We start from the raw sequence: 13,066 nt of genomic DNA on the forward strand, positions 1-13,066 counted from the left end.
TCTGGTTGCGCAAATGTTATTTGTGAGCGCGGTCAAGAATATTGGTCAGACCATTTTCTATGAGCTAAATCATGTTTCACCTGCTTTACCTCTTAAGTGGTGGGGCCGATTCTTGACTCAGATCATCTTTTGAGTGGACTTTTCAAAAGGCCTCTGCTAATTTTCGCCCCATCCATAAAATTGGTAATACCAATTTAACAAAGTAGCCTCATGCCCTATCGCAAGATTACGCAACCCAAGTTGGCCGACTCCATTGTCGCCGAGCTGGAACAGATGATTCTGGAAGGCAGCCTGCAACCGGGGCAGAAATTGCCTCCCGAGCGGGAACTCGCCATCCAGTTTCAGGTATCGCGCCCCTCCTTGCGCGAAGCCATCCAGCGACTGGAAGCGCGCGGATTGCTTTATCGCCGTCAGGGCGGCGGCACTTATGTGCAGAATGCCCTGAGCAAGGGGATCGCCGATCCTCTGTTCGAACTGCTCAGTACCCACCCGGAAGCCCAGTATGACCTGCTGGAGTTTCGCCACGCGTTGGAAGGCATCTGTGCCTACTACGCGGCCTTGCGGGGAACCGGGTCTGATTTCGAGCGCATTCGTCAGGTGCAAACCACCATCGAAGAGGCGGGCCAGCTGGGCTCGCTGGTGGCCGAGTCGGCAGCCGTCACCCAGTTCTATCTGGCGGTGGCCGAGGCGTCCCACAACGTGGTGCTGCTGCACCTGCTGCGGGCAATGAGCCCGATGCTCGAGCAGAACATTCTGCAGAATAACGAGATTTTGAATCGCCGCCCGGGAGTGGTAGCCAAGATACGTCGCCATCGCGCGAATCTGATCGAGGCTATTCTTTCGGGGGCTCCGGAGCGGGCCAGAACAGCTTGTCATGAGCATCTGGCCTTTATCGAGGACACCTTGTTGGATATGCAGAGGGAAGACAGCCGGATCCAGCGATCCATGCGTCGGATCCGTCAGCAGGAAAACTAATCCCACAAGGCTCTATTGTCGAATGCTTGCGCCCTTCGCCGTGCAATGCCGTGCAATCACAACAACATAGGAACCAGCCATGTCTGATATCCTGAAGAACGATGTGGACCCGATAGAAACGCTGGAGTGGCTTGCCTCTCTGGAATCCCTGCTGCGTGAAGAGGGTCCGCAACGCGCTCAGTTCATCCTTGAACAGTTGGCCGAGAAAGCCCGCGTAAGCGGTGTGGACGTGGCTGCCAAGGCAAATCGCGATTACATCAACACCATCCCGTCCAGCGACGAGCCGGACTACCCGGGTGACCTGGAGATGGAACGCCGCATTCGCGCCATCATCCGCTGGAACGCCATGATGATCGTGCTGCGCGCGTCCAAGAAAGACCTGGACCTGGGTGGTCACATGTCTTCCTTCGCTTCTTCTGCGACCATCTATGATGTCTGCTTCAACCACTTCTTCCGTGCTCGCAACGAGAAGGATGGTGGCGATCTGGTTTACTTCCAGGGTCACATCTCCCCAGGCATCTATGCTCGTGCCTTTGCTGAAGGTCGTCTGACCGAAGAGCAGCTGGACAACTTCCGTCAGGAAGTGGACGGTAAGGGTATCCCTTCCTATCCGCACCCGAAACTGATGCCGGACTTCTGGCAGTTCCCGACCGTCTCCATGGGTCTGGGCCCCATCGCCGCCATCTATCAGGCTCGCTTCCTGAAGTACCTGACCGACCGTGGCATCAAGGATTGCTCCGAGCAGACCGTTTACGCCTTCCTGGGTGACGGCGAGATGGACGAGCCGGAAGCCAAGGGTGCCCTGACCGTTGCCGTGCGTGAAAAGCTCGACAACCTGGTATTTGTGGTCAACTGCAACCTGCAGCGTCTGGATGGTCCGGTTGTCGGTAACGGCAAGGTCATCAACGAGCTGGAAGGCCTGTTCGCTGGCGCCGGTTGGGATGTCACCAAGGTTATCTGGGGTCGCAAGTGGGATGAGCTGCTGAAGAAAGACACTTCCGGCAAGCTGATCCAGCTGATGAACGAGACCGTGGACGGTGACTACCAGACCATGAAGTCCCGCGACGGTGGCTACATCCGCGAGCACTTCTTCAACCGTTATCCGGAAACTGCCGCGCTGGTCAAAGACATGACCGACGAGGAGATCTTCGCCCTGAACCGCGGTGGTCACGATCCTCGCAAACTGTTCGCCGCGTTCAACAAGGCGACCCAGACCAAGGGCAAGCCCACCGTTATTCTGGCCAAGACCATCAAGGGTTACGGTATGGGTGAAGCGGCCGAAGGCAAGAACATCGCTCACCAGGTCAAGAAGATGGAGCTGGACTCCGTGCGTCACCTGCGTGACCGCTTCAACCTGCCGGTGGCCGACGAGCAGCTGGCCGATCTGCCTTATCTGAAGATCGAAGCCGGTTCTGCCGAGCACAAATACCTGCACGACCGTCGCACTGCCCTGAAAGGCTATGTGCCGACCCGTCTGCGCGAAAGCACCACCAAGCTGGAAATCCCGGCGCTGGATGCCTTCGCTCCGCTGCTGGGTGAACAGGCGCGCGAAATCTCCACCACCATGGCGTTCGTGCGTTCCCTGAACGTGATGCTGAAAGACAAGTCCATCGGCAAGCGCATCGTGCCGATCCTCGCTGACGAAGCCCGTACCTTCGGTATGGAAGGTCTGTTCCGCCAGATCGGTATCTACAGCCCGCACGGTCAGCAGTACACCCCGCAAGACCGCGACATCGTCTCCTACTACAAGGAAGACAAGCAGGGTCAGGTTCTGCAAGACGGTATCAACGAGCTGGGCGCCATGTCCTCCTGGCTGGCTGCTGCGACCTCTTACAGCACCAACGATTGCCCGATGATCCCGTTCTACATCTACTACTCCATGTTCGGCTTCCAGCGGATCGGCGACATGGCGTGGGCAGCCGGTGACCAGCAAGCCCGTGGCTTCCTGCTGGGTGCGACCTCCGGTCGTACTACCCTGAACGGCGAAGGTCTGCAGCACGAAGATGGTCACAGCCACATCCTGGCGAACACCATCCCGAACTGCATCTCCTACGACCCGTCCTACGCCTATGAAGTGGCGGTGATCGTACAGGACGGCCTGCGCCGCATGTACGGTGAGAACCCGGAGAACGTGTTCTACTACATCACCACCCTGAACGAGAACTACGCCATGCCGGCCATGCCGGAAGGCGCCGAGGAAGGCATCCGCAAGGGTATCTACAAGCTGGAATCCGTCGCCGGTGCCAAGGCGAAAGTTCAGCTGCTGGGTTGTGGTTCCATCCTGGGTCACGTGCGCAAGGCTGCCCAGATCCTGGCCAGCGAGTACGGTATCGGTTCCGATGTGTTCAGCGTCACCTCCTTCAACGAGCTGGCTCGTGATGGTCAGGACGCGGATCGCTGGAACATGCTGCACCCGACCTCTGAAGCGCGTGTTCCCTACATCGCTCAGGTCCTGGGTTCCGAAGCCACCATCGCTGCGACCGACTACATGAAGTCCTTCGCCGATCAGGTTCGCGCCTTCGTTCCGACCGAGAACTACCGCGTGCTGGGTACCGACGGTTACGGCCGTTCCGACAGCCGTGCCAACCTGCGTCGTCACTTCGAAGTGAACGAGTTCTACGTGGTGGTTGCTGCTCTGACCGAACTGGCCAAGCGCGGCGAGGTAGACAAGCAGGTTGTGGCCGACGCCATCGCCAAGTACGGCATCGATGCCGACAAGGTCAACCCGCTGTACGCGTAAGTGGATCAAGGGTCGTGCCCTATGACGGCGCGACCCTGCCAGGATTTAAAACGGTTAACGCGAGATGTGCGTGGCGGCATCAGCCAGTCACGCGGATCGACGCAAGAGGATAAAGCACAATGTCCAAACAGATTATGGTGCCGGATATCGGCGCCGATGAAGTTGAAGTCACCGAGATCATGGTGGCCGTGGGTGACAAGGTCGAGCTGGACCAGTCCATCATCGCGGTAGAAGGCGACAAGGCCTCCATGGAAGTTCCGGCCCCGTCCGCCGGTATCGTCAAAGAGATCCTGATCAAGGTGGGCGACAAGGTTGCCACCGGTTCCCAGATCATGATCTTCGAAGCCGAAGGCGCTGCCGCCCCTGCTGAAGTGGCTGCACCGGTTGCTGCTGCTCCGGCCGCCGCACCTGCCGCTGCCGTGCGCAAAGATGTGCACGTACCGGACATCGGTGACGACGAAGTGGACGTGACTGAAATCATGGTTGCCGTGGGCGACATGGTAGAAGCTGACCAGTCCATCATCGCCGTGGAAGGTGACAAGGCCTCCATGGAAGTACCGGCACCGTTCGCAGGCCGCGTAGTCGAGATCAAGGTTGCCGCTGGCGCCAAGGTCTCTACCGGTTCCCTGGTGATGGTCTTTGAAGTGGCTGGCGCCGCTCCTGCCGTTGCTGCTCCGGCCCAAGCTGCCGCGCCGGTGGCTGCTGCCCCGGTTGCCGCCGCTGCCAAAGAGGTCAACGTACCGGATATCGGTGGCGACGAAGTGGAAGTCACCGAGATCATGGTTGCGGTGGGTGACAAGGTTGAAGCCGACCAGTCCCTGATCGCCGTGGAAGGTGACAAGGCCTCCATGGAAGTGCCTGCACCGTTCGCCGGTGTGGTCAAAGAGATCAAGGTGAAGGCGGGTGACAAGGTCTCCACCGGTTCTCTGATCATGGTATTCGAAGTGGCTGGCGCAGCTCCTGCCGCCTCGCCGGTTGCTCAAGCTGCCGTTCCGGTCGCTGCAGCCCCTGTTGCCGCAGCTCCGGCACCGGTTGCCCAGGCTGCTGCCGCTGCGACCGATTTTGTTGCCAACGACGCCTACGTGCACGCCTCTCCGGCGGTACGCCGTCTGGCGCGCGAGTTTGGCGTCAACCTGGCCAAGGTGAAAGCCTCCGGTCGCAAGGGCCGCATCGTCAAAGAAGACGTGCAAGCCTACGTGAAGGATGCCATCAAGCGTGCCGAGTCCGCACCTGCCTCTGCCGGCGTAGCCGGTGGCAACGGTTTGGGCGTACTGCCGTGGCCGAAGGTAGACTTCAGCAAGTTCGGTGATGTGGAAGAGGTCGAGCTGACCCGCATCCAGAAGATCTCCGGTCCGAACCTGCACCGCAACTGGGTCATGATCCCTCATGTCACCCAGTTCGACGAAGCCGATACCACCGAGCTGGAAGCGTTCCGCAAAGAGCAGAATGCGATGCTCGAGAAGCAGAAGGCTGACGTGAAGATCACCCCGCTGGTGTTCATCCTGAAAGCCGCCGCCAAGGCGCTGGAAGCTCACCCGCGCTTCTGCAGCTCCCTGTCCGAAGATGGCAGCAAGCTGATCATGAAGAAGTACATCCACATCGGTGTGGCGGTAGATACCCCCAACGGTCTGGTTGTGCCCGTGGTGCGCGATGTTAACAAGAAGGGCATCATGGAGCTGTCTCGCGATCTGGCCGAGATCTCCAAGAAGGCCCGTGCCGGCAAGCTGACCGCTGCCGACATGCAGGGCGGTTGCTTCACCATCTCCAGCCTGGGTGGCATCGGCGGTACCAGCTTTACCCCGATCGTCAACGCGCCGGAAGTGGCCATCCTCGGTGTTTCCAAGTCCGAGATGAAGCCGAAGTGGAACGGTAAAGAGTTCGCGCCGCGCCTGATGCTGCCGCTGGCTCTGAGCTACGACCACCGCGTCATCGATGGTGCTGATGGGGCTCGCTTCATCACCACCATGAACGGCGTGCTGTCCGACATTCGTCGACTGGTCCTGTAAGTGAGAGGGCGGGCCCAGAGCCTGCCCTTTTTACTTCTCATTTCATTAACATGATCGTAAACTTGCCCCGTTTTTTTCACGGCTGCAGCCACCCGTTTCGGTATAAGACTGCGCTGTCCGGGGATATAAGAACGACAAAGAGGTCATGATGAGTAAAGAAATCAAAACCCAGGTCGTAGTACTGGGTGCTGGCCCTGCCGGTTATTCCGCTGCTTTCCGTGCAGCCGATCTGGGTCTGGATACTATTATCGTCGAGCGTTACTCCACCCTGGGTGGCGTCTGCCTGAACGTGGGCTGCATCCCCTCCAAGGCGCTGCTGCACGTTGCCAAAGTGATTGAAGAAGCCAAGGCGCTGGCCGAGCACGGCATCGTCTTCGGTGCACCGCAGACCGACATCGACAAGATCCGTCTGTGGAAAGAGAAGGTTATCAACCAGCTGACCGGCGGTCTGGCTGGCATGGCCAAGATGCGTAAAGTTCAGGTTGTTAACGGCTTGGGTAAATTTACCGGCCCGAACACGCTCGAAGTGACCGGGGAAGACGGCAAGACTACCGTGACCTTCGACAACGCCATCATCGCGGCCGGTTCCCGTCCGGTGAAGCTGCCGTTCATCCCCCACGATGATCCCCGCGTATGGGACTCTACCGATGCGCTGGAGCTGAAAACCGTTCCCGGCAAACTGCTGGTTATCGGTGGCGGCATCATCGGTCTGGAGATGGGTACCGTTTACTCCTCTCTGGGTTCCGAGATCGACGTGGTGGAATTTGCCGACCAGCTGGTTCCGGCTGCCGACAAAGACATCGTCAAGATCTATACCAAGCGCGTCGCCAAGAAATTCAACATCATGCTGGAGACCAAGGTCACCGCAGTTGAAGCTCGCGAAGACGGCTTGTACGTCTCCTATGAAGGCAAGCACGCTCCGGCCGAGCCGGTTCGTTACGACAACGTGCTGGTTGCCGTAGGTCGTGTGCCGAACGGCAAGATGCTCGATGCCGAGAAGGCAGGCGTTGCCGTGACCGAGCGTGGTTTCATCGAGGTGGACAAGCAGCTGCGTACCAACGTGGCGCACATCCACGCCATCGGTGACATCGTGGGTCAGCCGATGCTGGCGCACAAAGGTGTTCACGAAGGTCACGTTGCCGCTGAAGTGATCGCCGGCAAGAAGCACTACTTCGACCCGAAAGTGATCCCGTCCATCGCCTACACCGAGCCAGAGATGGCATGGGTTGGTCTGACCGAGAAGGAAGCCAAGCAACAGGGCCTGAACTTCGAAGTCGCCACCTTCCCGTGGGCTGCATCCGGCCGCGCTATTGCGTCCGACTGTTCCGACGGTATGACCAAGCTGATCTTCGACAAGGAGAGCGGCCGTGTCATCGGTGGTGCCATCGTGGGTACCAACGGCGGTGAACTGCTGGGTGAAATCGGTCTGGCCATCGAAATGGGTGCGGACGCCGAAGATATCGCGCTGACCATCCACGCTCACCCGACTCTGCACGAGTCCGTGGGTCTGGCTGCCGAAGTGTTCGAAGGCTCCATCACCGATCTGCCGAACGCCAAGGCCAAGAAGAAAAAGTGATTTTCTTCCCCGCTTGTCTAAAAAGCCGCTCGAATGAGCGGCTTTTTGTTTTCTCCTTGCTGCCCCGACTTCGACAAAGCCCAATATGCTAAAGATAGGTTTTGGCACTGATGAGAGAGGCACGATGCTAGAAGCACCCATTCCACCCGATGAGGCATTGCGGTTGGAGACCCTGCGGCGGCTCTCTTTGCTGGATTCCGAGGCCGAGGAGCGGTTTGATCGGCTGACCCGCATGGCCCGACGGGTGTTCAATGTCCCCATCGCGCTGGTGAGTCTGGTGGATGAAGATCGCCAGTGGTTCAAATCCTGTATCGGTCTGGAGGTCCGCGAGACCGCGCGGGACATTTCGTTCTGTGGCCACGCCATCATGGGCAATGAGACCTTTATCGTGCCGGATGCTTCGCAGGATCCCCGCTTTGCCGACAATCCGCTGGTGGTAGGCGGGCCCGGCATCCGCTTCTATGCCGGACAGCCACTGCGGATCGCCAACGGCTGCAAACTGGGGACGCTCTGCATCATCGATACGGTGCCGCGGGAATTGAGCGAGGAGGATGTGGGGTTGCTCAAGGATCTGGCTGCGATGGTAGTGCGGGAGCTCGAAGCGGTGCAGCTGGCCACCATTGATGAGTTGACCCTGATCTCCAATCGGCGCGGGTTCGTGATGCTGGCGGAGAAGAGCCTCTCGCTGGCCAGTCGCTTGCAGATGCCGCTGGCGCTGCTCTATCTGGATCTCAATGGCTTCAAGGGGATCAACGATCGGTGGGGGCATGCAGAAGGGGATCGGGCTCTGATCGCCTTTGCCACTCTGCTCAAGCAGGCTTTTCGGGGCGCAGACGTGTTTGCCCGCATGGGCGGCGATGAGTTCGCCGTCCTGTTGCCCAATGTGGTGGGGGCGCAGGCGCAACTGGCCTATGAGCGTTTCAATGCCATGTTGGCCGAGCACAATCAGCACAGTGGTTGCGGCTATGCGCTGACCTGCAGCACCGGGATTGTCTGCTATGACGGGCGCGGCTGTGTCTCCCTGACCGAGCTGCTCACCCGCGCGGATGAGCTGATGTATCAGCGCAAACGGGATGACAAGGGCTGACTGCTATGCCGGATTAGCCGCCACCAAAACAACAGAGAGCGCCACGGCGCTCTCTGTTGTTGATGACTCAGATCAAGGTCGGGGTCAGAGCCGGAAGTTGCCGACCAGCTTGTCCAGCTGACCGGAGAGCTGCTGCAGGCTGCGGCTCGATTCGGTCAGCTGGTGGGCGATATCTGCGGTCTCCATAGTGAGCTGGTTGATGTCTTCCACGTTGCGGTTGATCTCGCCGACCACACTGGACTGCTCCTCGGTGGCGGTGGCGACCTGGATATTCATGTCGTTGATCTGGGTGATGTGGGCGGTGATCTGGCCGAGGGCGGCGTTGGCCTCATCGGCCTGGCTCACCACCTCCAGACTCTGGTCGCGCCCCTGTGCCATGGCGCTGACGGCGCGGGCACTCTGCTCCTGCAAGCGGTTGATCATCCCCTGGATCTCGGCGGTCGAGGCGGCGGAGCGGTTGGCGAGGTTACGCACCTCATCTGCCACCACGGCGAAACCACGACCCTGTTCACCGGCGCGAGCGGCCTCGATGGCGGCGTTCAGTGCCAGCAGGTTGGTCTGCTCCGAGATGCTGCGGATGGTTTCGAGGATGCTGCCGATGGAGTCGGTCTGGCTCGCCAGCGACTCGATAACCCCTGCCACCTGCTCAATCTCGCCGGAGAGGTCGACGATGCCGTGTCGCGCCTGCGCCACCACTACCGCACCCGCATCGGCCTGATCGTTGGCCTGTCTGGCTACTTCGGCTGCCAGAGAGGCGTTACCGGCGATCTCGCTCACCGTGGCCCCCATCTCGTGGATGGCGGTGGCCACCTGTACGGTGCGATCGCGCTGGGCAGTACAGTTGTGCTGGGTCAGCTGCGCCTTGTTGGCCACTTCGTTGGCGGTGGCCGCGAGCTGGCGGGAGTTCTCCGCCACCTGCTCGATGGAGCCGTGGATCTTGGCGACGAAGTTGTTGAAACCGGTGGCGACCTGACTCAGTTCGTCACGTCCTTCCACTTTCAGGCGCTGGGTAAGATCCCCATCGCCGCTGCCCAGCTCCTTGAACAGGCGGGCCAGTTCGTTGAGCGGGCGGCTGACCGAGCCTGCCAGCAGCATCCCCATCAGCCCCATGGCCAGCGCAATCACCAGCGAGATCATCAGGATCTCGTTGCGGGTCTGATCCAGCTCGGCATAGATCTCGGCTTCTGGCACCTGTGCTACCAGATACCAGTCGAGCAGCGGGATATAGCTGCTGGCCAGTACCATGGGCTCGCCATTTACCTCGGCGTTGATAACGGCAAAGGGGCGTTTGGCCAGCAGGCTGCCGGTATCACCGCTGGCGATGCCGCCCAAGGTATCGCGTTCAATACGGTTGGCCTCGGGGTGCAGCTTCACCTTGCCGCTGCCATCGACCATAAAGACGATGCCGCTCTCTTCCAGCCGGAAGTTGGAGACCATGGTCACCATGGTGTCGAGGGATTTGGCAAAGCCGGCCAGCCCGCGCCCGTTGAGCTGCTGGAAGTTGACGAACAGCTTCACCTCGCCGTTGCTCTCGCGGAAGATGCTGAGGGTCATCTCCTTCTGGCTCTTGGTGTAGTCATAGAACCAGGCGTCCTGTGTCGGGGTCAGGTTGCGCAGAAAGCCATCCTGGTTGTAGTAGGCGGCACTCTGGCGATCGGCGAAGGAGGCGGTCACCAGACCATACTGGTTGGCCACATCCTTGAGCTGGTTGATGAGGATTGGCTCCTGCTCTTTGGGCATGCCCCGATCCACCCAGTCGAGGATGAAGCGGTCGGTGGCCAGTTGGCGTGCGGCCTGGGCGATGCCGTGGAGATCCTGCTCAATCTCCTTGCTGATCCGCTGGGTCAGGTTGGGGAGCTCCTGCTCGAACATCCGTTTTTCGATCAGTTGCTGGGCCGAGCGTTGACTGAAGTAGCCTACCAGCAGGCAGGAGACGACCACGGCCAGGGTGACCGTGGCCAGTATTTTCTGTTTAAGAGTGAGGGTTGCCAGCATAAAGGTGCTCAAAAGGTTGAGATTGACGACGCTCATATTAGCGGCAGCGCGGCGCTACCCATGAGGCTTGCAGCCCTTTATTTGCGGATTACGTTTGCGCTCACAGGGGCGGCGGCGTGCCCCTTCGCCATGCAGCACAGGCGGGATGCGGATTGACGGTTGCGCTAACTGCCGGGCCCCTTATAGTAGAGGCCATCCTTGGTGACTGACCCTCTGAATAATATGGAAAATATGATGCGCAGCTTAGGTGCGGGATGGACCCGTCTGCTTTTGGTGATGCTGGCGGCCTGCCCGCTGCTGGCTGTGGCGGCACAGGGGGAGCGCCCGAAAATTGCGGTGGTGCTCAGTGGCGGCGGTGCCAAGGGTTCTGCCCATATCGGCATCCTCAAGGTGCTGGAGCAGAAACGGATTCCGGTCGACATCATAGTCGGTACCAGCATGGGCTCTTATGTGGCGGGGATGTATGCCATGGGGCTCAGTGCCGAGGAGGTGGAGCGCACCACTTTGGCCATCGACTGGAACAAGGGCTATCAGGACAAGGTTGGCCGCGACGAGCTGTCGCTGCGCAAGAAGCAACAGAACGAGCAGTATCAGCTGCGCACCGATATCGGGGTGAATGGCGACACCACTCAGCTGCCGGACGGTTTCTTCCAGGGCCAATCCATGGCCAGCCTGCTGCGGGGGGCCACCTCCAACCTGCCGGTGCAGGAGAGCTTCGACGATCTCCCCATTCCCTACCGCGCCATGGCGACCGACATGGAGACGGTCACCCCCTTTGTGCTGGATCACGGCAGCCTGGCCAAGGCGATGCAGGCCTCCATGTCCATTCCCGGTGCCCTCAAGCCGGTGGAGTGGGAGGGGCACATCCTGGCGGACGGCGGCAGCGTCAACAACATGCCGGTGGATGTCGCCAAGGCGATGGGGGCCGACGTGGTGATCGCGGTGGATATCAGTGCCAAGCTGCGTACCCGGGAGTCCCTCAAGTCAGGGTTGGCCATGATTGACCAGCTCACCACCTACATGACCCAGGTGGGCACTGACAAACAGAAGGCGCTGATGGGACCGAAGGATATTCTGATCGCCCCCGAGTTTGGCGATATGGGGATCGCCGACTTTGCCCGGATGCCGGAGGGGATCAAGATCGGTGAGACGGCGGCTGACAAGGTGTCGCTGCAACTCGATAAGCTGTCGCTCACCAAGGCGCAGTACAACGCCTATCGCAACCAGAAGCTGAGCCGCCGTGCCGAGCGTAGCGGTCAGCCCGCCTACTTCATCGACAAGGTGGAGATCATCAACAAGTCGCGCCTCTCCGACGAGACGGTGCGCGCCATGCTTAAAGTGCGGCCGGACAAGGTACAGACCAATGAGAGTCTGGAAGCGGGCATTCGCCGCCTCTACGCGCTGGAGTCCTTTGATCGCATCACCTACGAGGTGGAGGAGCGTGACGGGGAGAATGTGCTGCTGGTGGACGCCAGCGAGAAGAACTGGGGGCCGGGCTACCTCAACTTCCAGTTCGGTTTCACCGATGACTTCGAGAACACCTCCAACTACAACGTCGGCATGTCCTATACCCTCACCAACGTCAACGAGTGGGGTGCCGAGTGGCTGACCGAGGCGTCGCTGGGCACGGCCAAACATATCAAGACCGACTTCTATACCCCGCTCGAACCCTCCCAGACCTTCTATGGTGAGGCGAGTCTGGCCTATGACCAGACCCTGCGCCGCCTGTTTTTCCCCAATCCGGATCCCGAGGCGGTTTCGATAAGCTATCTCGACTCCGAATACTCCTTCTTCAGCGGCGATCTGGCGGTGGGCTGGAACCGCCAGCCCTGGAGCCGGTTGTCGATGGGGCTGGAGGGACAACTTGGCACGATTGATGTGAAGAACTTCAAGGGGCTGGAGATGGATGCCACGGCGTGGGGCCCCTATGTCCGCTTTGAACACGACAATCTGGATAGCCTCTATTTCCCCTATCAGGGGATGAAATGGGACATGAAACTGGGCCACTCCCATGTCAGTGTGGATGGACTCGAGTCAGCAGATGGCCGCAGTGAAGGCTGGAATTATCAACTCTCCATGATCAAGCCCTGGTCATGGGACAGGCACAGCCTCAACCTGATCCTCGAAGGGGGAGGCTCGGGCAGTGAAGAAGTGGTGCCGCTGCATATTCAGGATCTGGGCGGGCTGTTCCGCCTCTCCGGCTTCCAGCGCTACCAGCTGAGCGGTCGCTACAGCCTATTTGGTGGCCTGCGCTACATCTATCGGGTGGCAGACAATGACTTCGGTGCCCTCAAGATGCCGCTCTATCTGGGTGGATCTCTGGAGCAGGGCGGGGTCTGGAACAAGGGGGAAGATATCAGTCTGGAGAGCTCCTTCACCGCCGGTTCGCTTTATGTCGGGGTGGAGAGCTTCCTCGGCCCGGTGTTCCTCGGCTATGGCATGGCGGAGGGGGGCAATGACGTCTTCTATCTGCAATTGGGCAGTACGTTCGAATAATGCCGAAATGATGCCAATTTGTTAACTCTGGTTGAGGGCGTTCAATTAATTTTCAAAAAACACCAATCTGTTTAATTGGTTACGATTTTGTGGTGAATAAGTAAACAGGGTTTGGATTTTAATTAGTCGTTAAAACTTATATAGTGGGGAGCACCCTACGGGGTGTCCCGCAAGGACGATCGCCGCGAGCG

Annotated in this window: 7 protein-coding genes; 6 read left to right on the forward strand and 1 reads right to left on the reverse strand. The window is 59.5% G+C overall.

All coding sequences use genetic code 11. The annotated features are described in order from the left end of the window. Positions 1-210: 210 nt before the first annotated feature. From pdhR to ACW5XC_RS08790, 5 genes are all read left to right on the forward strand, one after another. A complete protein-coding gene (gene pdhR, locus ACW5XC_RS08770; RefSeq protein WP_005336127.1) occupies positions 211-975 on the forward strand; it encodes a pyruvate dehydrogenase complex transcriptional repressor PdhR in 765 nt (254 codons plus the stop codon). Positions 976-1,054: 79 nt separating this feature from the next. Next, positions 1,055-3,715: a pyruvate dehydrogenase (acetyl-transferring), homodimeric type gene (gene aceE / locus ACW5XC_RS08775; RefSeq protein ID WP_042053542.1), complete on the forward strand. Its 2,661-nt coding sequence runs from the start codon at positions 1,055-1,057 to the stop codon at positions 3,713-3,715. Positions 3,716-3,834: 119 nt separating this feature from the next. Then, entirely contained in the window at positions 3,835-5,721 is a 1,887-nt protein-coding gene (gene aceF, locus ACW5XC_RS08780) for a pyruvate dehydrogenase complex dihydrolipoyllysine-residue acetyltransferase (RefSeq protein ID WP_042053544.1), read from the forward strand. A gap of 148 nt (positions 5,722-5,869) precedes the next feature. After that, complete coding sequence (gene lpdA, locus ACW5XC_RS08785) at positions 5,870-7,297, forward strand: dihydrolipoyl dehydrogenase (RefSeq protein ID WP_005341659.1); 1,428 nt, start codon at positions 5,870-5,872, stop codon at positions 7,295-7,297. 124 nt (positions 7,298-7,421) lie between these two features. Beyond that, positions 7,422-8,384 (forward strand): GGDEF domain-containing protein, encoded by a 963-nt coding sequence (locus ACW5XC_RS08790; protein WP_042053545.1) that lies wholly within the window; start codon positions 7,422-7,424, stop codon positions 8,382-8,384. Between the two features lie 84 nt (positions 8,385-8,468). Here ACW5XC_RS08790 and ACW5XC_RS08795 read toward each other — a convergent pair whose 3' ends face one another. Further along, positions 8,469-10,379 carry a methyl-accepting chemotaxis protein gene (locus tag ACW5XC_RS08795; protein WP_042053595.1) on the reverse strand — a complete coding sequence of 637 codons (1,911 nt, stop codon included), beginning with the start codon at positions 10,377-10,379 and terminating at the stop codon, positions 8,469-8,471. Between the two features lie 234 nt (positions 10,380-10,613). Here ACW5XC_RS08795 and ACW5XC_RS08800 point away from each other — a divergent pair, with 234 nt between their 5' ends. Continuing rightward, complete coding sequence (locus ACW5XC_RS08800) at positions 10,614-12,875, forward strand: patatin-like phospholipase family protein (protein WP_042053546.1); 2,262 nt, start codon at positions 10,614-10,616, stop codon at positions 12,873-12,875. Positions 12,876-13,066: the final 191 nt, after the last annotated feature.

Source organism: Aeromonas sp. 25-AL00135 (assembly GCF_054052385.1).